Annotated in this window: 30 protein-coding genes and 1 tRNA gene; 15 read left to right on the forward strand and 16 right to left on the reverse strand. The window is 50.6% G+C overall.

Going from position 1 to position 23,356, the window contains the following annotated elements; translation table 11 throughout:
* Positions 1 to 80 precede the first annotated feature (80 nt).
* Positions 81 to 1,454 carry an HD domain-containing phosphohydrolase gene (locus tag BDT_RS08770; protein ID WP_015090877.1) on the forward strand — a complete coding sequence of 458 codons (1,374 nt, stop codon included), beginning with the start codon at positions 81 to 83 and terminating at the stop codon, positions 1,452 to 1,454.
* Here the strand turns inward: BDT_RS08770 and BDT_RS08775 are convergent.
* Positions 1,451 to 2,080, reverse strand: coding sequence for a L,D-transpeptidase family protein (locus BDT_RS08775; RefSeq protein WP_015090878.1), 630 nt, complete (start codon positions 2,078 to 2,080; stop codon positions 1,451 to 1,453). The genes BDT_RS08770 and BDT_RS08775 overlap by 4 nt on opposite strands.
* A 147-nt stretch (positions 2,081 to 2,227) precedes the next feature.
* Here BDT_RS08775 and BDT_RS08780 point away from each other — a divergent pair, with 147 nt between their 5' ends.
* From BDT_RS08780 to BDT_RS08820, 9 genes are all read left to right on the forward strand, one after another.
* Entirely contained in the window at positions 2,228 to 2,716 is a 489-nt protein-coding gene (locus tag BDT_RS08780) for a hypothetical protein (RefSeq protein WP_015090880.1), read from the forward strand.
* A 37-nt stretch (positions 2,717 to 2,753) separates the two neighbouring features.
* Positions 2,754 to 3,131: a RidA family protein gene (locus tag BDT_RS08785; RefSeq protein ID WP_015090881.1), complete on the forward strand. Its 378-nt coding sequence runs from the start codon at positions 2,754 to 2,756 to the stop codon at positions 3,129 to 3,131.
* Positions 3,118 to 3,693: a YdcF family protein gene (locus tag BDT_RS08790; protein WP_015090882.1), complete on the forward strand. Its 576-nt coding sequence runs from the start codon at positions 3,118 to 3,120 to the stop codon at positions 3,691 to 3,693. The genes BDT_RS08785 and BDT_RS08790 overlap by 14 nt, the downstream gene beginning before the upstream one ends.
* Positions 3,694 to 3,764: 71 nt before the next feature.
* Entirely contained in the window at positions 3,765 to 4,589 is an 825-nt protein-coding gene (locus tag BDT_RS08795) for an MlaE family ABC transporter permease (protein ID WP_041577479.1), read from the forward strand.
* On the forward strand, positions 4,589 to 5,299 hold the full coding sequence (locus BDT_RS08800; RefSeq protein WP_015090884.1) for a cell division ATP-binding protein FtsE: 711 nt from the start codon (positions 4,589 to 4,591) through the stop codon (positions 5,297 to 5,299). The genes BDT_RS08795 and BDT_RS08800 overlap by 1 nt, the downstream gene beginning before the upstream one ends.
* A complete protein-coding gene (locus BDT_RS08805; RefSeq protein ID WP_015090885.1) occupies positions 5,296 to 6,246 on the forward strand; it encodes an MlaD family protein in 951 nt (316 codons plus the stop codon). The genes BDT_RS08800 and BDT_RS08805 overlap by 4 nt, the downstream gene beginning before the upstream one ends.
* Before the next feature lie 134 nt (positions 6,247 to 6,380).
* Positions 6,381 to 7,166 (forward strand): substrate-binding periplasmic protein, encoded by a 786-nt coding sequence (locus BDT_RS08810; RefSeq protein WP_041577481.1) that lies wholly within the window; start codon positions 6,381 to 6,383, stop codon positions 7,164 to 7,166.
* Positions 7,163 to 7,960: a substrate-binding periplasmic protein gene (locus BDT_RS08815; RefSeq protein ID WP_015090887.1), complete on the forward strand. Its 798-nt coding sequence runs from the start codon at positions 7,163 to 7,165 to the stop codon at positions 7,958 to 7,960. The genes BDT_RS08810 and BDT_RS08815 overlap by 4 nt, the downstream gene beginning before the upstream one ends.
* A gap of 94 nt (positions 7,961 to 8,054) precedes the next feature.
* A complete protein-coding gene (locus BDT_RS08820; RefSeq protein ID WP_235046320.1) occupies positions 8,055 to 9,248 on the forward strand; it encodes an FtsX-like permease family protein in 1,194 nt (397 codons plus the stop codon).
* A 9-nt stretch (positions 9,249 to 9,257) separates the two neighbouring features.
* Here the strand turns inward: BDT_RS08820 and BDT_RS08825 are convergent, their stop codons facing one another.
* A complete protein-coding gene (locus BDT_RS08825) occupies positions 9,258 to 10,079 on the reverse strand; it encodes a 2,3,4,5-tetrahydropyridine-2,6-dicarboxylate N-succinyltransferase (RefSeq protein ID WP_015090890.1) in 822 nt (273 codons plus the stop codon).
* A 12-nt stretch (positions 10,080 to 10,091) separates the two neighbouring features.
* The gene (locus tag BDT_RS08830) at positions 10,092 to 10,739 is read right to left on the reverse strand and encodes a M14 family zinc carboxypeptidase (RefSeq protein ID WP_015090891.1); all 648 of its coding nucleotides are present in this window, start codon (positions 10,737 to 10,739) and stop codon (positions 10,092 to 10,094) included.
* A gap of 44 nt (positions 10,740 to 10,783) precedes the next feature.
* On the opposite strand from BDT_RS08830, the gene lysA reads away from it, so the two are divergent.
* The gene (gene lysA / locus BDT_RS08835; RefSeq protein WP_015090892.1) at positions 10,784 to 11,959 is read left to right on the forward strand and encodes a diaminopimelate decarboxylase; all 1,176 of its coding nucleotides are present in this window, start codon (positions 10,784 to 10,786) and stop codon (positions 11,957 to 11,959) included.
* On the opposite strand, the gene murI is transcribed toward lysA, so the two are convergent.
* Genes murI through BDT_RS08850 form a run of 3 tightly spaced genes read right to left on the reverse strand, consistent with a single transcriptional unit; the run spans position 11,956 to position 14,478 of the window.
* On the reverse strand, positions 11,956 to 12,762 hold the full coding sequence (gene murI / locus BDT_RS08840) for a glutamate racemase (RefSeq protein ID WP_015090893.1): 807 nt from the start codon (positions 12,760 to 12,762) through the stop codon (positions 11,956 to 11,958). The genes lysA and murI overlap by 4 nt on opposite strands.
* A 2-nt stretch (positions 12,763 to 12,764) precedes the next feature.
* A complete protein-coding gene (locus tag BDT_RS08845; RefSeq protein WP_235046321.1) occupies positions 12,765 to 13,814 on the reverse strand; it encodes a guanosine monophosphate reductase in 1,050 nt (349 codons plus the stop codon).
* Entirely contained in the window at positions 13,798 to 14,478 is a 681-nt protein-coding gene (locus BDT_RS08850; protein WP_015090895.1) for a hypothetical protein, read from the reverse strand. Before BDT_RS08850 ends, BDT_RS08845 begins: the two co-directional genes overlap by 17 nt.
* 108 nt (positions 14,479 to 14,586) lie before the next feature.
* On the opposite strand from BDT_RS08850, the gene BDT_RS08855 reads away from it, so the two are divergent.
* A complete protein-coding gene (locus tag BDT_RS08855; RefSeq protein WP_041577486.1) occupies positions 14,587 to 15,465 on the forward strand; it encodes an SDR family oxidoreductase in 879 nt (292 codons plus the stop codon).
* Here the strand turns inward: BDT_RS08855 and BDT_RS08860 are convergent.
* The 8 genes from BDT_RS08860 to BDT_RS08895 form a co-directional block, all read right to left on the reverse strand.
* The gene (locus BDT_RS08860; RefSeq protein ID WP_015090897.1) at positions 15,457 to 15,717 is read right to left on the reverse strand and encodes a hypothetical protein; all 261 of its coding nucleotides are present in this window, start codon (positions 15,715 to 15,717) and stop codon (positions 15,457 to 15,459) included. The genes BDT_RS08855 and BDT_RS08860 overlap by 9 nt on opposite strands.
* A 111-nt stretch (positions 15,718 to 15,828) precedes the next feature.
* A complete protein-coding gene (locus BDT_RS08865; RefSeq protein ID WP_015090898.1) occupies positions 15,829 to 16,257 on the reverse strand; it encodes an SRPBCC family protein in 429 nt (142 codons plus the stop codon).
* A 9-nt stretch (positions 16,258 to 16,266) separates the two neighbouring features.
* Positions 16,267 to 17,223: a hypothetical protein gene (locus BDT_RS08870; protein WP_015090899.1), complete on the reverse strand. Its 957-nt coding sequence runs from the start codon at positions 17,221 to 17,223 to the stop codon at positions 16,267 to 16,269.
* Between the two features lie 57 nt (positions 17,224 to 17,280).
* Positions 17,281 to 18,024 (reverse strand): substrate-binding periplasmic protein, encoded by a 744-nt coding sequence (locus BDT_RS08875; protein WP_015090900.1) that lies wholly within the window; start codon positions 18,022 to 18,024, stop codon positions 17,281 to 17,283.
* An 87-nt stretch (positions 18,025 to 18,111) separates the two neighbouring features.
* Entirely contained in the window at positions 18,112 to 18,450 is a 339-nt protein-coding gene (locus tag BDT_RS08880; protein WP_015090901.1) for an ankyrin repeat domain-containing protein, read from the reverse strand.
* On the reverse strand, positions 18,451 to 19,422 hold the full coding sequence (locus BDT_RS08885) for a hypothetical protein (RefSeq protein ID WP_015090902.1): 972 nt from the start codon (positions 19,420 to 19,422) through the stop codon (positions 18,451 to 18,453). It abuts the gene before it with no gap.
* A 7-nt stretch (positions 19,423 to 19,429) separates the two neighbouring features.
* Positions 19,430 to 20,227 (reverse strand): hypothetical protein, encoded by a 798-nt coding sequence (locus BDT_RS08890; protein ID WP_041577488.1) that lies wholly within the window; start codon positions 20,225 to 20,227, stop codon positions 19,430 to 19,432.
* A 248-nt stretch (positions 20,228 to 20,475) separates the two neighbouring features.
* Entirely contained in the window at positions 20,476 to 21,231 is a 756-nt protein-coding gene (locus BDT_RS08895) for a hypothetical protein (protein ID WP_015090905.1), read from the reverse strand.
* Positions 21,232 to 21,359: 128 nt separating this feature from the next.
* Between BDT_RS08895 and BDT_RS08900 the strand changes: the two genes are divergently transcribed.
* Both BDT_RS08900 and BDT_RS08905 read left to right on the forward strand, forming a co-directional pair.
* The gene (locus tag BDT_RS08900; protein ID WP_200859558.1) at positions 21,360 to 21,767 is read left to right on the forward strand and encodes a GFA family protein; all 408 of its coding nucleotides are present in this window, start codon (positions 21,360 to 21,362) and stop codon (positions 21,765 to 21,767) included.
* 10 nt (positions 21,768 to 21,777) lie between these two features.
* On the forward strand, positions 21,778 to 22,248 hold the full coding sequence (locus BDT_RS08905; protein WP_015090907.1) for a hypothetical protein: 471 nt from the start codon (positions 21,778 to 21,780) through the stop codon (positions 22,246 to 22,248).
* Here the strand turns inward: BDT_RS08905 and BDT_RS08910 are convergent.
* Complete coding sequence (locus BDT_RS08910; protein WP_015090908.1) at positions 22,235 to 22,645, reverse strand: hypothetical protein; 411 nt, start codon at positions 22,643 to 22,645, stop codon at positions 22,235 to 22,237. The genes BDT_RS08905 and BDT_RS08910 overlap by 14 nt on opposite strands.
* A 125-nt stretch (positions 22,646 to 22,770) precedes the next feature.
* Between BDT_RS08910 and BDT_RS08915 the strand changes: the two genes are divergently transcribed.
* Positions 22,771 to 23,079, forward strand: a complete 309-nt coding sequence (locus BDT_RS08915) for a DUF2834 domain-containing protein (RefSeq protein ID WP_041577492.1) — start codon at positions 22,771 to 22,773, stop codon at positions 23,077 to 23,079.
* A gap of 181 nt (positions 23,080 to 23,260) precedes the next feature.
* Here the strand turns inward: BDT_RS08915 and BDT_RS08920 are convergent.
* A tRNA-Leu gene (locus tag BDT_RS08920) sits at positions 23,261 to 23,352 on the reverse strand.
* Positions 23,353 to 23,356: the final 4 nt, after the last annotated feature.

The raw sequence follows: 23,356 nt of genomic DNA on the forward strand, positions 1-23,356 counted from the left end.
ATTGGTTGAGGGGGATTAATTGTCAACCCGGAAAAGTTTTGTTGGCAGCTCCCGTGCGGAAGTTTAGAATTTTTAAAGCAATGACTGACACCCGGACGCTGACCTTATTCAGACAAAAATTGGAACTTCTGATCCTGTCCGAGGATGAGGCGATTTTAAACCGCGCCAAGGAAGTGATTTCCCGTCACTATCTGACCTTCAAACAAATGCGTTATTCTGAACTGGATGCGGCTTCGCGCTCGGAACTGATGCGCGCACAAATGGTTTTGATGGTGCAGGAGCAGAATGAGGATCTGTCCGCATTTGCGGCGCGAGTGGATCAGGTTTTGAATCTGTTCCCGCGATCCCGGATTGTGACCGTCATGGCGGCTTCCCTGTCGCGCGAGAATCTGGAAGGAACCCAGAATCCGCGCGTGACCCCACTTTCGCAAAGTGAATTCAACCGCACCCTGAAGTTTGAGTATATCTGTCTGTATCGTTGCCGGGCCCAGTATTTTGAAATTCAAATCGGTGACTTGTTCCCGATGACCACCATGACATTCCCGGTGTTTGTACGCATGCCGCTGAATCAGCGTTATCTGGCGGTCGTTTACAGCAATTCAGTTCTCAGTGATGAACGCTTCCAGCGGGTCGGGAAAGCCGACAACACCTTTATTCAAAATCGCGACAGTGAAAAGTATCTGGATTACATCACGAATTACTATGACACCTCCGGGCATGGTTTGAAAAAGCGCGCACGTGCGCTGTTTCTGTCCCTGTGCCATGGGGCTTTGTATTTGAATGAAATTCTTCTTTTTGATTTCAAATCACCAGGGCCTGGGACATTCCGTTCCCGTTATGAAGCTCTTCTTAAAACGGCTTCGGATCTTTTGCAGCTGCTGGGAACTGAAGAGGACCTGTGGGATCTTTTCCGGGAAGTGCTGGAAGGAGAGTTCTACGAGATTTGGCGCGCGCCGTGGATTGCGGTGTACGGGGCTATCATCTCGAGGAAAAGCGGACAGGGGGATCCCCTGACGGTGCTGATAGCCGGCCTGCTGACGGATGTGGGGCTGTTTGATATCGACGACAGGATCAGCCGCGAGTTTTTAACTTCCGAAGGCAGAACTGTTTTGGAAGAGCAGCAGCGTGAATTTAACAATCATCCGATTCTGTCCATGAATCGCTGCCTTATCAAAGGCTTGCCGTTGACTGAAGAAGTCAAGGCCGTGATGGTTTGCACCCACGAGCGTTTTGACGAAAAGGGATTTCCGAATCAGGTTCCAGCAGACAAGATTCCGGTGGAAGCCCTTATCCTTCAGTTTGCAGAAAAGATCGATCAGGGTGTTTTGACGACAATGAAAAAGAACGGCGTGGGCTTTCGCTTCTTGAAAGAGAAAATCTGGGAAGCCGAGAATAACTCCGGCGTGGCATTCCCGCCAGCGTTCCTGGCAGCCATTGCCGATTCTTTGCTTTAAGGGCAGATTTCGATCATTCCGCCCAAATCCATGTTTGCGTAAATTTCTTCAATTTCATAATCACGAACAGCCATGCATCCCTTGGTCCAATCGCGGGGATGGCGGATGACTTTGCGTTTGACCCAGCTGTTGGGCAGACCGTGAATCAAAATACTGTCGCCCGGATTTTTGATGCCGTTCTTTTTGGCTTCCGCAAGATCTTTGGCATTGGGATAATTGATACGAAGGCCCAGATGATATTCGCTCTTTTCTTTTTTCAGATCAAAGAAGTAACGGCCTTCCGGAGTGCGCTGGTCGCCTTCGTTTTTCTTGTGGCCTTGCGGGTTTCCGCCAAGAGCGACAGCATATGTTGCCAGTACTTGCCCGTGGCGCATCACATGCAGCAGACGGCGTTTTTTATCGACCAGCACGAGATCCAATTTTTGCGAAATGGGGGAGTGATCCCAGCGGGCATTATCAGCGAACTCTTTGGCGCGCGGGCACAGGCTGGGAAGCTCTGAAGATTCCAAGCCCACTTCCAGCATGCGGCTTTCATCAGGGCTGAGCATTTCAAAGCCATCGCCCTTGATGATGGCAAAAGAAGTCGTGGGGGCAAGAATCAGAAGTGCGAACCAAAGGGATTTCATGTCCCTGATTTCCCACGAAGTGGGGGCTTTGCGCAAGGGGGCTTTTGGCAGCTTTGACACTGTCCGTAAGAAGGAAAATCCTTTGCGCCAGCTCGTGGTTTTGCCTTTAATAAGAGGGCTTAAAAATTCGATCACAAGGAGATCAAAGTGCTTAAAAAAGTGGCGTTGGCGCTATGTTTGGTAACAGTTGTTTTTGCAGCTCAAGGGGAGGCCAAGGAATTGACCAACCGTTTGGGTGTGGGTGTTAAAAGTCACTCTGCTTTGGATCTGGCTCAGTTGGCAGCGGTTTATTATATTGCTCCGGATGTTTCCATCGCGGGTGGTTTGGGTATCGATACTCAGGAAGATTATTCCAAATTTGCTTTCAATGCGGGGATTCGCCGTATCGTTTTCAAAGAAGACAACATGAACTTCTATATGGGTGGTACTTTGGGCATCCTGAACAATGAAGTGGCCGGCGATAAAGAATCCGGTTTCGAACTGAATGCATTGTTCGGTGGTGAGTTCTTCTTCACCGGCCTTGATTCCCTGGCATTCACCTTTGAAGGTGGTGTGGGTGTGATCTCTGGCGACAACGTGCGTTTCAGAACCATCGGCGACGGTCCGTTCAGCGCCGGAATCATCTTCTATTTCTAATCCTCAACCAAATTTCCAATCTTGAAAAAGGATATTTATGAAAAAAGTTATTCACACAGACAACGCACCTAAAGCTGTTGGTCCTTATTCTCAGGCGATTCAGATCGGCGACATGTTGTTCTGCTCCGGTCAGATTTCCATCGATCCAAAAACCAACGAAGTTTTCACTGGCGACATCAAAACCCAGACGGAAATGGTTTTGAAAAACATCGAAGCGGTTCTGGCAGCCTCCAACATGGAATACAGCAACATCGTGAAAACCACGATCTTCCTGACCAGCATGTCGGACTTTGCAACTGTGAACGAGATCTACGCAAAAGCATTCACGGACGCTCCTCCGGCGCGTTCCACTGTTGCGGTTGCAGGTTTGCCTAAAGGCGTGAACGTGGAGATCGAAGTCATTGCGCATCGCTAAGTCCCTGTTGAAATCCCGTTCATTCTGGGCTCTGGCATTCCTGAGCGCAGTGGTGCTATACCGCTTCGTCGACGAATATCAGAAGGTGCAGAGTGAGCGGATTCAATCCTGGACGAAAACTCCTTCCGCTGACTGCGCGGTGGTCCTGACGGGCGGCGCAGGCAGGGTGAGGGAGGGGTTTGACCTTCTGGCGAATCAGAATGTCAAAAAGCTCGTTATTTCGGGCGTGTATTCCAATGCGCGTCTGCGCGAGATCATGCCGGTGTGGCCCTTTTATGGGAACCTGAGCGAAAACGATGTGGTCTTGGACCGCCGTTCAGAAACCACTTATGGAAATGCCCAGCAAAGCCTGCCGATTGTGGAGGCGCTGAAGTGCCGGGACATCCTGCTGGTGACATCACGTCTGCATATGTACCGTTCTTACCGGACGTTCCGGGCCACGTTTCCTGAAAACATCTACATCGAAAAGCATGCGATTATTGGCGGCCGCTTTGAGTCTTCCGTCTGGGAGTCGGGGTTTGAGGCTCTGAAATCGCTGTTTTACTCTATCTGGGCCTACTAAAACCAGACCTTTGACCAAGACATCTTTTATCCAAATGAACCGATAAATCCTTGAGAAATCGAGGGTGAATCATGACTTCTTTACTGGCGCAAATAGACTCGCTAGGAAGATCAGTAACAAAGAATGTGGAGTACACGGCACGTGTTCTCCTGATGGTTTATCTTTCTCTGCGTGCCACGGTTTTAGATCGTGCCCAGGGCTTCCGCCAGATCGTCGGCGTTATTTCAGCACAAATCTATTTCACCGGCTGGCAGGCGCTGCCACTGATTTCGGTTCTCGCTTTGGGAACCGGGTCTATCATTTTGCTTCAGTCCCTGTCCAATCTGTCACTGCTGGGCGGCACCCAGATGATCGGAAACTTCCTGATCGTCATGATCGTCCGTGAGGCCGGTCCCTTGCTGGTGGCTTTGGTGGTGATCGCGCGCTCGGGTACAGCCGTGGCTTCGGAAGTCGGGAACATGCGCGCCAATCGCGAGATTGAAGCGCTGGAAAGCATGGGTATCAACCCGCTGAGTTTTATTGTGTTCCCGCGTGTGCTGGGTGGAATCATCAGCGTGCTGGGACTGGCATTTTATTTCAATTTTATCGCTTTGATTGGCGGATTCCTGGTCACGAAATTCGTGCAGGATCTGCCCCTGGCTTTTTATACGGATTCATTGATGCGTGCCTTTGCCAAAGAGGACGTGCTGATCTTCCTGCTGAAGAACGGTTTCAGCGGGATGATTATTTTTGTGGTGTGCTGCTATCAGGGGCTTTCTGTGAAGCGCAGTCCGCATGAGGTTCCACAGGTCACGACCCAGGCCGTGGTGAACAGTATCATCTTTGTGGTCGTGTTTAATCTGATTGTGACAGCTTTGTTTTATCTAAATCAACTTCGTAGTTTAGGGGTGGTGTGATGAAAATCGAAAATCTAAAATTTGAAGGCGTGTCTTTCACTCATGAAGGGCAGGAGCCAATTGTTCAGAATGTGGAGTTTGATTTTCCAATGAACGAAATTCTGTGGGTGAAAGCCGATGAAGGTGCGGGGAAGAGCTCTCTGTTGCAGATTCTGGCAGGCCTGCAGATCCCCCAGTCCGGGAAATATCTGATCAACGGTGAAAACGTGGTGGATATGTCCTTTGAAGAGTTTTTGCCATTCCGTCTGAAGATCGGCTATTCCTTCGATTACGGCGGTCTGATCAACAATCGTACTTTGTATGACAATCTGATGCTGCCTCTTTTGTATCATAAGGTTTTGACGCCGGAAGAATGCAAAGCCCGCGTCGAAGCGATGATCAAGGAATTTGGCATCGAGAAATTTGCCCACGAAAGACCGGCCCATGTCCCGGGTCGTATTCGCAAGCTGACGTGCCTGATGCGCGCAGTGGTGATGCAGCCGGAAATGCTGCTGTTGGATGATCCAAGCGTGGGACTGGGGCAGGACAGTGTCTATATCTTTGCTGATCACGTGCACCGTCTGCGCAAAGAGGGGCACCTGAAACATATCTTTATCAGTTCCTATGATGAAAAGTTCATGAATCTTTTCAATTATCAGATCATTCACCTGGATGACGGACAGATTTACTTCCAGGCTGTGGATCCCGAGAAAAGAGTTGTTCACCTATGAAGGTAAAATTCAACAAGTTTGAAAGAGTCGCCGGCCTTTTTGTTGTTCTGGCCATTGTGGGTGTGATTGTCACAGCCATCAGTGCGGCAGTAAAACAGGGCTGGTTTGAGCCGAAGGTGCGCTTCACCACGACCTTTGAGAATGCCGACGGTATTCATCAGGGCACACTGGTGCAGATGGCAGGTCTTCGTGCCGGTGCCGTTGAAACCGTGGAACTGGAAAGTGACAACCGCATTCGTGTTGGCTTCTATGTTCTGGGAAAATTCCAGAATCGCATTCGTGAAAACAGCACGGTGCAGTTGATTCGTCCGTTCATCATCGGTGAGCGGGTGCTGGAGCTGACGGTGGGGAACGAAGAGTTTGAAATGATCCCGGATCACAGTGCAGTGAAGTCCATCGAAACGGTGGATCTGATGACATTGATGAGCGGTAAACACCTGAATTCTTACCTGAGCAAGTTGGGCGGGATTTTAGAGAGTGTGCAGGTCCTTGTGGATGCGTTTGCGGATAAAAGCCGCGCGGAAAGCCTGGTTCGTGTGATTGACCGTTTGGATCCTTTGGTGAAAAACCTGAACACGATGTCAGTGGAAGTGATTAAACTTTCCAAACAGGCCACGCATGATGATGGCGTGCAAAAACTGGTGGGAAATCTTGCCGTGACCACGCGTGAGATTAACAAAATCCTTCCTGAACTGAACGAACAGAATCCGGAAATGGCCAAAGACCTTGCCGTGATGACCCAGAACCTGGCAGTAATGACCAAGGCGCTGGGACCCGCGGTGAAACAAGTCGAAGGCGAGCTTCCAGGGGCCAGTGTGCGTTTGGTACAGGCATTGGACGAAACAGTTGTTGTATTAAAGGCCATGCAAAAAAGCTTCTTCATGAGAAGCAGTGTTAAAGAAGTCAAAGACGAGGAAACTCAAGATCGTCTTCCAGCCGGTAAATAGATCTGAATCGTTGTGATGTGTCTCGCTTTGGGGCACATTACAACATATCAAAAATTCTTTATTACTCTTCAGTAATACTCCGATTCGCACGATAATACTTCAGCTCACAATGTTGAGCATGGGGATGGTTGATCATGCGAAATGTTTTTCGCTTCCTGACAATCTTACTTCTGAACGTATTACCGGTACAAATGGACGCCAAAACCTTGAAGGTTGCTTTTGGAAAAAGCAAGCCGCCTTATATCTATGAGGAAAACGGCGTGGTCCACGGTATCGAAGTGGATCTGGTGCGGGAAATTTTAAAATCCCTGCAGGCTCCGCATGAATTCAAAAGCCTGTCCTATTTGCGTTTGGAAACTGAAGCCACTCATGGCGACACCTTTGATATGATTGTGGGTGTGCGCAATCGTGAGGGCGGCCGCTATTATTCCCAGGCCTTCATGGATCATGAGGTTTGCGCTTTCAGTCTGAAATCCCGGAAGATCACGATCAAAAGTGCCAAGGATCTGCAGTCTTTGAAGGTCGCCGTGTGGCGCGGGGCCTGGAAAGATCTGGGAGCGGATTTTAAAAGAATCTTTGAGCCCGGATTCAACGGGAAAGTTCCAGTGAATCTTGTCGAGTATCCGCAGACCAAAGATCGTTTTGCCAGTCTGTACAAAGGCGAAGTGGATGTGCTGATTATGGATCGCTATATCTTTGAGTGGTATCGTCTGACGCCGCAAGAGGGGGGCACCTTCACGCAAGATGTGAAGGTGCATGAGATCTTCCCTGAAAACACGCCAGCTTATGTGTCCTTCCGTGAAGAAAAGACCCGTGATGCTTTCAATCGTGAGCTGAAACGTTTGCGCGACAGCGGGGACTATGCCCGCATGGTGAAAGCCTATACGGGTGAGCGCCTGGCAGGATTGGGTAAAAAATGAAATTGATTCTGGCACTTTTGTTTTTCTGTTCAGGTGTTCAGGCGGAAGAGGCTAAATCTTTGTCCGTGGCCTTTGGCAAAGGCCGCCCGCCTTATTCCTTTTCAGAGCGCGGGAACACCCGTGGCATTGAAGTGGATCTGGCGATGGAGATCCTGAAGCGTCTGGGTTACAAGGTCCGCCAGCAGGTGATGTCGCCATATCGTATCGAAGCTGAGGCCAAACACGGCAACACATTTGATGTGGTGGTCGGGGTTCCGCAAAACGGGGATGGTGCTGGTCACTATTACTCCAAACCCTTTGTCGCTTATGAAAATTATCTGATCGCTTTAAGATCCCGCAAGCTGAGTGCCAAGAAGGTCTCGGATCTGTCGGGTGTGCGTGTTGGGGCCTGGCATAATGCCTGGAAAGACCTGGGGAAGGATTTTGCCCGGGTGTTTTCGCCTAAAGCCAACGGCCGGTTGCCTGACAACTATCGTGAGTTTGTTCGTCAGGAAGATCAGGTCAAAGCCCTGTGGGCTGGGGACATTGATGCGTTGGTGATGGATCGGTATATCTTTGGCTGGTTCAGAATGACCATGGCTTCTCAGGTGAACACCGGAGCGGATGTGGATGTTTTTGATCTGTTCCCAGTGGTAAATCACAGCCATGTGGCCTTTCGGGATGCTAAATTACGATCGGCTTTCGATAAGGAACTCGAGCGCATGCGCCAAAGCGGCGAATACGACAATATCGTGCGAATTTACGTGGGCGAGCGCCTTGCCGCCATGCTTAAAAGTGGTCCGAAGCCCCATTGAGGCTTGAATCCAGGTCCCCAGGCTCTATTATGGGGGGATGTTGGTAGGCCACCTTTTCCGTCATTTTATATTTTCTCCGCGAGCGGGTTCTTTGGTGAAACGGATCGCCTGGTTGTCCATGGTTGGGATCACAATCAGTGTGACGGCGTTCCTGGTGGTTTTGTTTGTCATGAACGGAATGAATGCCAGCATTCATAAGCGCATTCTGGGGCTGGAGCCGCATCTGTATGTGCAGGTGGCCGGAGCCGACACCGCACAAAGCCTTGAATCCAGTCCTGCGTTTCAACGTCTGCAGGAAGATCCGGCCAATCGTGCCTATGTCTATGAAACCATGGATATCATCATCCGCAGTCAGGATGGACAGTTCCGTGGTGGCATCGCGCGCGGTGTGACCCGGGAAAGTCTTGAACACTTCATTGAACAGCTTCAGCGCATTGATCGCAAAGCCACGGACCGGGATTCTCAAGCCTACTTCTGGGATCCGCAGGATGTTCCGGGGCGCGGGGAAGTGGTGATGGGCGTGGATCTGGCCCAGTCCCTGGGTGTTTTTGAAGGGGACTTCCTGACTGTGGTGTCGCCTTCAGGATTATTGCTGCCTCCGGGGGAAACCCCGAAGTTTGAACGCGTGCGTATCAAGCGCATTGTCACCACCAGTTTGCCGGATCTGGATGGGCAGTATCTTTTCTATCAGCGCGGTGAGGCTTTGAATGCGCTGGTGAATGAGGGCCTGCGCAAAAACGGAATTGAAGTGTGGCTGCCGGATGAGGGGCGCATTGAATCCGTGAAAGAGGATCTGTTGAAGTTTGAAGGCGTCAGTGTTGAAACCTGGATGGATCGCAATTCGGCGTTGTTGTATGCGCTAAAGCTTGAAAAGCTGACCATTGGGATTTTTCTGGGGCTTGCCGGCATGATCGCGGGCAGTTCGATTCTGACCGTGTTGGCGTTGCTGTTGTCGCAGAAAAAACGCGATATCGCGATCTTGCGCACGATCGGTTTTTCTTCGCGTCAGACGGTTCGCACGTTCACGCAGATCGGCTTTTTCCTGGCCGGTATCGGTGTTGTGGGGGGCGTGGTTCTGGGAACAGGTTTGAGTCTTTACATTCAAGCCAATCCGATTCAGTTTTTGCCGTCGGATGTTTACTATGATTCTTCCATCCCGGCTTTGGTCAACTATGGCCTGGTCTTTGGGGTCTTGATTGTCAGTGGATTGATTGCTTTGCTGGGCTCTTATATTCCAGCAAGAACGGCTGCAGAAGTGCAGCCGTCCGATGCTTTAAGAATGAAATAATACTAAAAATTAAACACTCACCTGATGGTCGCGAAGGGCGTCGGTCAGGGAAGTTTTCAGGTCTGTGCTGGCTTTGCGTTTGCCGATGATCAGTGCGCAAGGGACGCCATAGGTGCCTGCCGCGAAGTCCTTCATCTGTGTGCCCGGAATCACCACGGAATTGGCAGGCACGCGGCCTTTGTATTCAACAGGGGATGAGCCCGTCACATCGATGATTTTGGTGCTGGCCGTGATGGTCACACCCGCACCCAGAACCGCACCTTCTTCAATCACAGCACCTTCTACCACGATGCAGCGGCTGCCGATGAAGGCATTGTCTTCCACGATCACCGGAGAGGCCTGAATTGGTTCTAGAACGCCGCCGATACCCACGCCGCCGGACAAGTGCACGTTCTTGCCGATTTGAGCGCAAGAGCCCACTGTAGCCCAAGTGTCGACCATAGTGCCGGAACCGACGTAAGCTCCGATGTTCACATAAGATGGCATCAGGATCGCGCCTTTTTCAATGAAGCAGCCTTTGCGGGCCACGGCTGGTGGAACGACGCGCACGCCGTCTTCTTCAGACCAGCGTTTCAATGGGATTTTGTCGAAGAAGGCGATGTCGCCTGCATTCATTGGTTCCATTTTTTGAATACGGAAATAAAGCAGGATGGCTTTTTTGATCCATTCGTTGGTGATCCATTTGCCATCTTGTTTTTGGCAAACGCGCAAAGTGCCGGAATCCAGGCCTTCGATGGTTTCAAAAACGGCTTTCAATTCAGTAGTTGAAAGTTGATCGATCGTTTTTCCGCCTTGAATTTCGGTCCAAAGTTTTGAGACTTGTTCTTGCATGGTGTTCCTTCCTTATTCCAGTACTTTCAAAGATTCGAGGATTGCCGGGACGTGGACTTCGATGATTTTTTCAGCTGAAAGACCGCGTTCGATTTCGTAAGTCAGTGTCGGGCAGTTTCTTTCAAGGCCCGCATAGGTGCCCAGACAGCCCGGAGTTGGGTATCCGATGTCGTCGTCAATTTTGTAACCCGTCAGGCGGGACAAAACTTCCGCCACCGGACGACAGTCGCCGTTGACATTCAAAACCGGATGCCAGGAGTGCAGTGATAAAACATAGACAGGCTTTTTTTTATCCAGATAAGTCATTAGCCCGTGATTTTCTTTTTCGCTGCCCGCAGCCGGTCCCGGGTGATAGCGCGGAGTTTTTACTTCCGGAGACCAGTCCTTGGTTGGCAGGTTGCGGTTCAGATCCACGCCGTTGCCGTTGCCGCGGGTTTTGAAGATCACACCTTCAAGATTGAATTGCGGCACCAGGGTGATGTTAAGTTTGTAGGGGTTGGAGTTCATGAAGTGCTTCAGCAGCTCTTGGGCTGCGATAACACCTTCGACCTCGTCACCATGAACGCCGCCCAGGATCAGAACTTCAGGGCCGTTGTTGTTGAAGTGCCAGGCCGGTACCGGCAAACCTTTGGAAGTGTAAGTAAAAATAGAAGTTTTCATGACAAATCATCCTTCATGGGCCATCATACTAGCACGAGGTTTTCGTGGAATACATCAATAATGAATTGTGTCTTGGTCCGTTAAAAAAGCCACTTTTGCCCCTGGTGGCCAATTACATGCGCCCCATTTATGTCTACGATCTTGATTCTGTCGCCCAAAGGTATCAGGCGATGTCTCAGGCCTTGAAGGGGACTCGTCTTTTTTTCGCGGTGAAATCCAATCCCAATCCTGGTGTTCTGCAAAAACTAAAAAGCCTCGGCGCCGGGGCGGACGTGGTTTCTTTGGGAGAAATCAAGCGCGCCCTGGAATGTGGTTTTTCCCCGCAGGACATTGTCTATAGCGGCGTGGGTAAAACCAAATTTGAAGTGACTGAAGCCCTGAAGCTCGGCATTTATCAAATCAACGTGGAAAGTCTGCCGGAACTTGAACGCATCGGCATGTTGGGTCGTGAACTGAAAAAGAAAGCCCAGGTGGCTTTGCGTCTGAATCCTGATGTGGATATTAATACGCATCCCTACATTGCCACGGGTTTGAAGGACAACAAATTCGGCATGGAGCGTTCCATGGTTCCGGCTTTGGTGAAATGTCTTAAAAACTATTCTGATTCTATCGATCTGGTGGGTGTCAGTCTGCATCTGGGATCCCAAATGTTGGAGTTCTCTGGATACGACGAAGCATTGAAAAGGCTTAAGACCGTTTATCTGGAACTGCAGGCTGAATTCCCGACGCTGAAAAAGTTCGACTTTGGCGGAGGCTTGGGGATTTTCTATGACCGTGTGGATCTTCAGCTGGAAGAGTCCCTGTTACAGAAATACGCGCAAATCACTATGGAAAATCTGTCAGATCTAAACTGCGAACTGCAGGCCGAACCCGGCCGCTGGCTGGTGGCCCATTGCGGGGCTTTGATCACGCAGGTGCAGTACATCAAAGAAACCAGCGCGAAAACTTTTGTAATCGTGGATGCGGGGATGAATCACCTGATTCGACCGTCGTTGTATGAAGCCACTCATCGCATTGAGCCGCTGAAAAGAAAAGATGCGGCTTTTGTGGTGGATGTAGTGGGCCCGATTTGTGAGTCTTCGGATTTCTTTGCCAAAGAGATTTCACTGACGAAAGTTCAAGAGGGCGACTTTGTGGCGATTATGGATTCCGGGGCCTATGGGTATTCCATGGCCAGTGTCTATAATCTGCAGGAACTGCCTTTGGAGATTTGTATCTAAACGTCGACGACCGCGTATTGATCGGCTTTGGCGGGTTTTAAAATCCGCTGAGCCATTTCAGTGAAGTGCGCGGAAGAATCCGTCGTCATTATATCAATGCGACGGGGTTCATTGCTTTTATTCGGGCCCAGTCGGCCGCTCTTGAAGTCGCGCGACAACCATTGTGCAATCGCTTCGCCGGAATCCACCAGTTCAATCGAGCTTCCAGTCACCCGGGCAATGGAATTTTTCAGAATCGGATAATGAGTACAGCCCAAAATCAAAGTGTCGATATGGTTCTGCAGCAGCGGGCTTAAATAACGGAACACAATCAGATTGGTTACAGGATCAGCGTCCCAGCCTTCTTCGGCCAGTGGAACAAACAATGGGCAGGCTTGATCAAAAACCTGAGCCTGCGGATCCAGGGCGTGAATTTTGTGAGTGTAAGCCTGGCTGTTCACCGTGGCACGCGTGGCCAGTACGCCGATGCGTTTGCCGGAGGAAAGCTCCAGGGCACGTTGGGAACCAGGCTCAATCACGTTGTAAATCGGCAGGCCATCGATTTCGCGTTCGGACACCTGGCTTGAGGCCGTGTTACACGCAATCACGATGGCTTTGACGTTTTGTTTTTCCAAAAACTGAATGATCTGTTCAGAGTACTTGCGAATGGTTTGCGGGGATTTCGAACCATAGGGAAGGCGAGCGGTGTCGCCTACATATAAGAAACTTTCATGAGGAAACTGCAGCGCCAGCTCTTTTAGAACTGTCAAGCCGCCGATACCTGAATCAAAGACGCCTATGGGACGGGAATCCTGGTCTGCCATTCTTAGTTTTTCACTCCGTGTGCGCGAGACTCAGCAATACCATTGGAAGACATTTCCATAAAGAGGGCTTTGTCTTTAATTTCGGCAATGCTTGTTGCATTGACGTAGCTCATGCCGCTGCGGATGCCGCCAGTGACTTCCAGGATCACGTCTTTAACGTGGCCCTTGACGCTGACTTGGGTGGATTCCCCTTCGGGAGCCATACCCTCAGGCACGCCACCGCGCCATGAATCCTGAGCGGATCTGGAGGCCATGCCACGGTATTGTTTTTTACCGTTTTTGATTTCCCCTGGAGTTTCGATCGTGCCAGACAGCATGCTTCCAAGCATGACAGTGCTTGCGCCCGCAGCAAATGCTTTCACCATGTCGCCGGAAGTGCGGATACCACCGTCAGCGATCACAGGCACACCGTATGATTCACCGATCTCTGCGCACAGGCCGATTGCTGTCAGTTGCGGAACTCCGCAACCGGTGATGATACGCGTGGTGCACATGGAACCAGGGCCGATGCCCACTTTGATTGCATCAGCGCCGGCTTCGATCAAATCGCGAGCCGCATCCGGGGTCGCCAGGTTTCCGGCAATCAGATCCACCTGCGGGTATTGGTCTTTCAACCACTTCATGGTTTCCATCATCTGAACAGAGTGGCCGTGAGCGATGTCGATCGTGATGATGTTCACTCCGGCTTCGACCAGTGCTTTTGCACGGGTTTTGAATTCTTCACCAACGCCCACGCTGCCAGAAATAACTTTTACGCCATTTTCTTTCAGGCGACGGGCCTGAGCGGCTTGTTCTTCAATATCCAGGAAGCGGTGAAGAATCCCCATGCCACCCAGTTGGTTCATCGCAAACGCCATGTCGTATTCAGTGACCATGTCCATGTTCGCACTGACGATCGGAGTTTCAATCGTGAAGTTCTTGGTCACTTTGGAAGTCAGACGCGGGTCACGGCGGGAACGTACGTCAGATCTTGCCGGGATGATCAGCACGTCATCGAAGGTCAGGCCTTTGCCGCGATTCTTGATATCTTTCCAGTTAAACATGAGCGTCATGACGTCTTACCTCGCTTCTAAAAATATTGAACAGAATGTGAGTTGAAACCAAAAGCAAATAAGTATCCAGGGCGGAAAGCAGCAGGCTTTGCACCGGAGTTTTCCAGATCAGGCGATAGGCATCAAAGACGGTGGTCAGGATGCCCGGAATGAAAAGGTGGAATAAAACCAAAATCGACAAAATCACAAACCAGCGGCGGCGCACGACTTGCGCGGAACCTTTCAGTGCATCGATCCTGCCTTCATCATAGACCTGGCTTGAGGTCACCACAAAAGGCACCATGGAAAGCTCTACGTACTTCCAGATCCCTGGCAGAATCAGCAGGATTGTCCACTGCAGGGTCTTTCCCCAGGCGCGCAGGGTTTCGATGTACATTTGATTCAGGTGCTTATCCCAGAAATCCTGAAGAGTTCGCGTCGTGGAATCCAAGTTGTTCAAAGCATACAGGGCGATGCTGATCAGCAGAACCGGAAACAGAACGCTGCTTAAAATAGAAAAGAAGCCATAGTAAATCACCTGGGTTTGAACTCCCAAAGGGTCACGAAGGGCGGTTTCCATTTTAAGATTTAGGTACTGGTCTATGTTGCTCGACAGAACGACCAGCGCGAACAGGGGCAAGAAAACTTTTTTAAAGACCTTCAGGTTCTCGGCAAAAAAATTCACTTAAGTATTTACATCCCTAAAGCCTGTTTGAGTCAAGCGGACTCTTGCTAAGAAACAGATGACGGTCCGAGCGAAGAATTTGTCATAATAAAGGCTCTGGGAGGCTTTATGGAACTGCGAATTATGGTGACGGGCGCCACCGGAACCATGGGGTCGGAGTTGGTGCGCCAACTGCATTCAAAAGGCGCAGAAGTCGTGGCTATCAGCCGGGATTTGGAGCGCTTGCCAAAGGATATCAAGGGGATGCAGGTCCCACTTGAGAACCGCTATCTGTTGGAGCAGGCATTCCGGGATGTTGATGTTCTGGTTTTTATCCAGCCTCTTTGTGAAAATATGATTCAGCAGGCCGAAAACGTGATAGGCGCCGCCCGAGCTTCGGGGGTGCAGTTTGTCTTGAAAGTCTCAGGTTTAGGGGCGTCACCGATGTCTCGCTATTTATATCAACGGATACAAGGTGAGGCTGACGACATCTTGATGCAAAGTGGTCTGCGCTATTGCCTGCTGAAACCCAATATCTACATGCAATGCTTCTTAAAGTCGCATTATGAGTCCCTGATGGCCGGCACGCTGTATCTGCCTCAAGGGGAGGGGCGAACGTCTTTTGTGGATGCCCGGGACGTGGCCGACGTTGCAGCCCTTTTACTGCAAGACCCCTGGCGCTATCAAAAACGGGAACTGGTGCTGACCGGGGAAAGAGCCCTGTCCAATGCAGAAGCCGTGTCGATTATTTCTCATTATGCCCGAAGACGGGTTTCGTATGTGCCTGTGACCGAGGATGCGGCCCGGAAGACATTCAACCGGGAGCAGTCGCCGTGGATGATGGAGGCCCAGATGAGTCTGCACCGAGCGGCCCGGGAAGGGGCGGCGGCCGAAGTGTCGGGGGCCGTCGAAAAGATACTGGGTCGGGATCCTCGCAGCTTTGAAGAGTTCTGCGAGGATATGAAAAAGGCCTGGGTTTTACCCGAGCCTCAGGAAGGCTTACTCTGACCAAAGTTCGCGAACATCCAGAATTTCACAACGTGGGCTGGTGGTCACTTCAGAAGCGGCATCGCCACCATGATAGTTTGTGCGCACATGGTAGACCTTGTCGCCAGTTTCCAGTTCTTTTTGGAACTGCACCAGGCGAACCTGATAACCCTGCTGACGGAAGTGAGTTTCAATCTGCCAGGAGCATGATTTCGATTTTGCGAAAGAAACAGAGGATAGCAAAAGAGTTGCGATAACTGCGAATGTCTTCATGAAAAGCCCCTTATTACTTGTGTGAAGTGACTTGGTTTCGGGGCTTTTATAAGAGGCCTTGCGGCCGTTTGCCAGTTAGGATTTTGTTTGGAAAACGTTTCCAAAAATCCTTCAATCATCCAGATACGATTTAAGCTCTTTCAGGTGATAACCCCAGCCTACTTTGAAGTCCTTGATTGTTTTGGTGCGGATTTCTGCTGGCAGGGTGTCCCAGCCGGAGTGTTCCAGTGACAGAACACGTTCTTTGCCATTGTCTTCAATGGTGAAGGTGCATTCCGTGGTGGCGGTTTTGGGCCAGCTTTTTTCCTTCCAGGTGAAAGTGATGAACTGTTCTTTTTTCAGTTTCACCACTTTGCCCGAAGCCATTTGTTTATCGCCTTCGTCATCGATCCACGGCTCTTTGAAGGCACCGCCGACTTTGGGTTCAAGGACAACCGATTCACTCCACCAGTTTTCAAGTTCCCCGCGATCAGTCAGGGCATTCCAGATCCAGCCGCTGCTGGCTTTAAGTTTAATGGATAATTCAATGCTGTCTTTCATCGGGAACTCCTAAGGTGAGGAACTGCATTGATCTTGCGACAGATATTCCTGAGAGGCAAACACCTGTTTTTTCAGGAACTGGTATTTTTGCGGCTGATGTTCCTTCAGACGTTGCCCGGTGAAGCGATAGGCCACCACGGATTCGGCAAAGTCTTCAGAAGGGTTCAGTTTGCCGTATTCAGAAACGGCTTTGGAAGGATCCGTCAGTGTGTATTCACGGTAAAGAACGCCTTTGACCGTGCGGCGGGTTTCTTGCCAGCCCCCCAGGCGCAGCCATTCTTCCGAAGTATCGAGCTTTCCACGGTAAGCCAGGGTGTGTCCCAGTTCGTGCAGGAAGGTCTGCTGGCGTTCCGGGGCGGAAAGTTCATTCCACAGATCAAAGATTTCCATGCTGGCATTGGCGACGATGTCCTGGCCGAAACCATAGCGTGCACCGCGCGGGAAGTGGATCAGACGTTTGTTGTATTCCACCGGGTAAAGATGCAAGGGATAGTCCGCCAGGGCCTGCAGAATCTCGTTCAGTTCATCGGCGCGCCACGGGGAAGCAAGGTTCGTGCGCAGGTGCGATCCATTAAAGCCGAAGGTCTTTAGCAAATACAGCAGTTGAACGCCTTCGCTGTCGCCAAATATTTTTTTAACGGCGCAAAGAACCTTGTCGCAGGGAACAGTGAAAGTCAGTTCCAGGCGGCCACGCAGGCTGATGTCGAGCTTATGCAGATCCGAGAAAAGCTCCAGCAGGCGGGGGCTTTCGTTTTTGAAGCTGATGCCGTTAAGAACTTTGGAAGCCCGGGCACCCGGCAAAGCCAGCAGGGTGGATTCCATAGCCGCCAATGAGGGGGCGCTTTGGGTTTTGCATGGCGCCTTTTCCACATCTTCGGCGGTGGCCGCCCACCAAGTCAGCTCCTCGGCGCTGGCAGAGCCGGCGACGGTTAAAACTAGGGCTGTCAGGAGCAAAAGGACTTTCATGGGACCTAGATCGCAGGAAGCCCGCTTTGAGTCAAGAAAGGGTCCGAGTCAGCGGGGCTAATTGTAGGATTTGAGGATTTTTTCCAAGGTGCCGTTTTTCTTGATGTTGTCGATGGCCCGGTTCAGCTCGTCAAGGGTGATAGGGGCTTTACGGGAAAGGGCGCACTTGGTGATAATCTCGTCCATCCCGAGGTCGGCGGATTCCAGGCTGGGATAGACTTTTTTGTAGTACTCAAATTCCAGGTTCGACATGATGATATAGTCGATGCGCCCGTTGAGAAGCTTTTGGATATTGCTTTCGTTGTTCGGGCCGTCTTCACGCAGGATCAGGCCCTTTTTGAAGTAGTCATCCATGTACTGATAAATGAAATTCAAGACTCCGCCCACGCGCTTGCCATAAAGGTCTTTGGCTTTAAGAATGGGCTTTCCGCCAATGTACACAATCAGATTTGAACTGCGATAAAGATCGTGGCTCCAGAAAACAGCCTCACGGATCGCCGGCTGCCAGACTTCATTCAGATGACAGACCAGATGCACATTACCCGAGGTGAGGTTCGAGGCGACCCGGCTTTTGGGTAAAAGGATCCACGTGGGGGTGAGGTTGAGTTCTTTAAACAGTGCCTGTCCCAAGTCCCGCAACAGTCCGCCTTCGAGCTTGGGGGTGTTCTGAACGCGTTCTACGTTTATCAAAGGCATCGCGTAATTGGAGTTGATGCCATAGCGAATGGCCTTTGGCTCCGGAGGTTTTGCCAAAGAACATAATGGGGTCAGAATGAAGGCCAAAGCCATCAACGCGTTCATAGAGCTAAGGTCATACACCCACTGACTGTTGTCACTGCCTTTTTCGGGGGAGAGACTATTACGATTTGGAAATTTAGGACGGCTTTGTTAGCGCAGGTGAACGAAGCGAAGAAAACGTTCCAGCAAATTAGCTGGAGGCGCGGATTTCACAAGAATGTCGATAATTTCCTGTCGGTTGAAGGCTTTGGCGGCCTGTAACGGGGTCATATTGTCGAACTCGGACAGCAAAGTCGGGTTGGCTCCATGCTCTAACAGGAACTTGGCGATTGTCAGATGTCCATAGGTGATGCTGGCGACCAGCGCGGTGGACAGGATTTCGGGATGTTGATAGTTGGGATCCACACCGTTTTTGATGTGGTATTGAACCAGCTCCATATTGCCGGTGGCGGCGGCGTTGTACATTTCTTTCCAGTCCCCAGCTGACATTTATTCTCCGATACTGCCTTGTGGAAGGCCCAGAGCGCTTTCGATACGGGTTTGCATCACGGCGCGCTCGGCAGGTGTGGGCTCTTCGCCCCACTTCATCTTAAATCCTTCCAGGGCCTGGCGGAAGGCATTTTTTCCTTCTTCCAGTTTTACCTGAGGCAGAGCCTTATCCAGAGACTCGCGCTGCTGTTGCAGATCCTTGATCATGGTGTCGACAGCGTTATTGATTTCGTCCTGATACTGGTCGTAAGAGCGTTCGATGATAAAAATAAAAATCAAGGCAAAGACCACGGGTTTGTAGATCTTGGCAAAAGTGTTGTAAGCGTCCCGGTAATTCTGGGACTTCAGAGCGATGGTGACCTCTTTTTGATGAGCGGCGTAGCCATCACGGATGACCTTGAACATCAGCTCTTTGCTGATGGCTTTGTTGGGCATTTTCGGCAGCCAGTAAGGAATGCCGGCAAATTCCATGATGCGACTGTGCTGAAAGCGCCAGACACGGTCCATGACTTTGGAAAGAGCACTTAAGGTGGCAGCGTCGTGAGTCTGACCCCAGGTTTTAATCAGGCCTTCTTTCAGAAGCTGTTCTTTGACGATCAAAACGGCGGATTCCTCCAGGCGTTCCTGACCATTCTTTTTTATCCAGCGGGAGGGGGCGTCTTTGGCGCCAAACATCAGGGTGCCCAATTCCACGGCCTGTCTTTCCAGGGTGACTTGGGACGGGACATTTTCGATTTCCAGTTGATTCAGAATTTTACGGATTTTTCTTTTGCGGTTCCAGGACAGGGTGGACGTGTGTTCCTGAACTGATTTGCCATTGAAAAGATACTGCGAGTTTTCGCGGTCAATGGTCTGCAGAACTTCTTTCAGGCTGGGAATGAAAACGGACTCGCAGCGCAAAGCCGCGGCTGGGGCCTTCACAGGAAGGCCCAAAGACAGTGCCAGAATAAAGCACAAAGTCCGCTTCAGCATCAGAGATTTATTCCAGTACGGTGGCTGCTGTGCGCAGGCTCATACGGGTGGCTTCGATTTCTTTCAAAACGGATTCAGCCTGAGAATCACTGAGTCCGGCCACAACACGGGTCAGGTTCCCGGCACTTAACAGAAGACCGCCGACAAGTGTAGCCTTGTTGCTGTTATGCTGAGTCAGAGAATAGAACAGCAAAGCCGTGCCAATCCCCTGAGTCAGGTGGGCCAGCATTTTAGTGCGATCGGTGTCGTCTTCAGCCTTTTGATATTCTTTCAGCGAGGCTTTCATGCCAGAAACAGAGTCGGAAAGTTGATTTAGAATTGCGGAGGCCTCTTTGCTTTGTCCTGCTCTGTTTGCCGCGATTTCTTTTTCGATGGCTTCAAGCTGGTCAGAAAGTGCTTTGGTGTCGACATCTTTTTTCAGCAGTGAACTGCCCGTGCCGGTAACAATGGAGGTCATTGAAGCGATCAGAGAACCAGCCACGCTGAACATTCCCAACAAGCCGGATCCTGTGGTGCGGGAATTCACGGCGAAATAAGAAATAACTGAAAGTCCCAGCCCAGCGGCAGCACCTGCAATAGTCAAAGCGTTGGTGATGCCACCAGAGTTGTCACGGGCATCAATGGTTTTTGCGGTTTGTTCAAGTGCTGAGTCCAGCTGAACCAGATTGGTTCTGAGGGCCGTGATATTTTGCTGGGCCTGATTGATGGCCTGTCCGGTGACTTCGGCGGTGCGGTCCACTTGTGCAAAGGCAACGCTTTGGGAAATCATAACTGCAGCAACGGACAGTGTGACTGTTCTTTTCATGGGTTTCTCTCCTTTTATTTGTTCTTTTCTCTGTCTCAGAATGAGACGTGCGAGGGCTCTCTCTGCCAATGCGATAAAGATTCAAGCTTTGGACCAGCTGCTTTGCATTCAGTAACATCTGGCCAGGTTGTTTGAGATCGATGGACAAAAAGTGCAACCGGCTGAAAACTTGCTTTTCAGCGATTGCTGTAATGGGAGTTGTGGCAGGTTTGAAAAAGAAAAAGCCGCTTTGGGGGCGGCTTTTGTCGTTAAGGCAATTTGTCGAAGGCTTCTTTGAGTTTTTGTGATTCCACCATCAGCTGATGGCTGAGGGGATAGTTCTCCGGGGACCTTTCGCGGGTCAACTGTTCCAGACGTCCTTGGATGCCTGCAATGTTCTGTCGCCATTCGATCAGGGATTTTTTTACGGCTTCATGGGGCAGGCCGTATTCCACCAGCACTCGCGCGCTGTAACACTGGCCGGGGTTGCTGACAGTGTTTTCCCAAATCATCACGGCCGGGGCTGCGATGGTTTTTTGGGGTGCGGCTTGATACTGGGGGGTGTAAGCATCGTAGTTAAAGTAATCAGAGTTCACTGTGTAGGCAGAGCTGGGACTGGCGTTGATCGCCAGGGAATATCCGCCCATTTGCAGGCTGCCGATACCCAGCGAGCTCATCTGGCCGCACAGCTGCCACACGTTCACACGGTTGATCACCAGACCGACTTGAGAGCTGTCAACACGAAGAGTTTGCCTGTCGGTCAAAGAGTCATAGAGATGGGCGTCGGTCATGCCACGCAAAGGGATGATGGCCTTAAGTTCGTTCAGCTGGCGATTTAGGAATTCCTGCTGGGTAGGGGCCAAAGTGCTTTCGCGGTCGTGGGTGCGAATGGTGGAATCAAATGAGGCCATGACGAATTCATACTTTTGCTGGAATTCAGCTTTGATGGACGGGACTTCCTCTTCAACCTTGGTGCAACCAGTAAGTGTCAAGGCCGCGATCAGCAGCAGGTGATATGTCTTCATGTTGTTCTCCCTGTCTAAAACTATAGGCAAAGGATGGGGCGTTGAGCAACTACTTGTGCCAGGAAAATGCAGGGAATAAACTTTGCCGTAATAAGGAGCTTTTATGAAATCTGTTGTGGGGGCGGTCTGTGATTAATCTGTCTTCGGGGTCCTGCCTTTGTCAAAGTGTGACTTTTGAAGTGACAGGCCCCTTTGAAAGTTTCTATCTGTGTCATTGTAAGCACTGCCAGAAGGACACAGGCTCTGCCCATGCGGCAAACTTGTTTTCTTCCAGTGCCAAGCTGAACTGGCTTTCTGGCGAAGATCAGATCACCACCTACAATCTGCCGTCGACAAGACACGTAAAGAGTTTTTGCAAGCACTGCGGAGCGGCCGTTCCCAACTTGCAAATGGATGGAAAGTTGCTGGTGGTTCCCGCGGGAAGTCTGAATACAGAGGTTTCGATCAAGCCCACGGCACATATCTTTTGTTCAAGTCAGGCCAGCTGGACCGTGGATTTGGACAAGGTTCGAAAATTTGATAAACTTCCTTCGTAAGGTGCGACGTATGCTTTCTTTGATGTTTTCTTTATTGTTGGGTGGCGGCGCTTTTGCCGCTGATGTTCCCGCAGGTTGTGTGTCTTCTCGCAATTTTACGGCGGAAGCTTATAAAATCTGGATCAGCGAGGGGACAAAGGTGTCTGCGAGTGTCGAGCAGGCGCGGGGACCCGTCGTTGCCACGGGCCAGAGGATCGATCTGCAGTTAGTGTCGGGCGAATCCAGTGCGAATGGGTTTGTGAAGTTTGAAGTCGCGACACCTGGATCGTACGTGATTGTATCTGATGCCTATCCACGCATGGATGTGACTGAACTTGCTTCTGGTGCTTCTTTTAATCCGGTGGATTTTGGCAAGATCCGCGACTGCGGAACTGTCAGCAAAGCCCTGCGATTTGAATTCGCCAAGACCGGAAGCTACAGCCTGGGTTTTGTAAGCAGTCAGGGGCCGGGTTTGAACTTTATGATTATTAAAATGCCTTAGACGAGTCCGCAGTTTTACCAAAGAAACTGCGGTACACCGACCATTCGATCAGGATGACGGCAAGCAGGACTAGAATTTCTGCCACCAGAAATGAATAGCCCCACACGGTGATTCCCTGAACCGTCAGCATCACAGCCCCTGAAACAAGAACATAAAGTGCATTGGCAAAGAGGATGGTTAAAAGCATCCACAGTTTTTGGTTTCGCTGCCTGTAGCAGATAAAAGAAAACACACAGTAAAGAAGCGGGAACGCTGCTAAGAAATAGAGAACACTCGGCTGCAACCCTGTCCATGTCGACAGGAACGGCAAAATCCCCGCCGTCAGGGTCAGGCTTAATAAGGCGCCCACGGCATCCATCAGAAAGATGTTCTGAACATTCAAAAATCTAAGATTCACGCAAGACCTCTTTGGATATTTATAATGTATTCGATTCCAAAAATTGTTGAGTGCAAAAATAGTTTCTGACCTGCGATGTCGGATTTTACTCTTGTTTGCAAGTTGTGAGCCCGATAGCATGAGTTATGCGACAAACTTGGATTATCCTGGCTGTTTTGGGGACCGTTGTCCCATTTTATTTTCTGGTTCCGTTCTTTGCAGAGCCGGGCGCGAGTGTTTCTCTTTTTCTTGAACTGCTGTTCGCAAACAGTGTTTCCAGATTCTTCGCGGTGGACTTGGTCATTTCGTCCCTCGCATTTCTGATCTGGTCGTTCGTTGATTCCAGGAAAAACAGCATCAACGGTTGGTGGATGGTTCTGGCATCCAATTTGATGGTAGGCCTGTCACTAGCCCTACCACTGTATTTCTATAAGCGCAGCTCTTCCCAAAAGTAGCCAAGCATCACGCCTTCCGCTCGCAAGCTGAGTGGAAGCACCATTCCCTCTCCAAATTTCAAGTTCCGCAGGCCTTTGTAGCCACAACGAAGCCACAGAAAAACCATTGAACCAATCAATCAACAGAATGAAACAGAAGAAAAAAAGAACGAGGACTGTCCGAAGAAATTTGGAGAGGGAATGGTGCCCCGGGCCGGACTTGAACCGGCACGCCCGTTTAAACGAAGCTCAGGATTTTAAGTCCTGTGCGTCTACCGATTTCGCCACCGGGGCACAA

Source organism: Bdellovibrio bacteriovorus str. Tiberius, assembly GCF_000317895.1.
In the GTDB taxonomy this organism is placed as follows: domain Bacteria; phylum Bdellovibrionota; class Bdellovibrionia; order Bdellovibrionales; family Bdellovibrionaceae; genus Bdellovibrio; species Bdellovibrio bacteriovorus_F.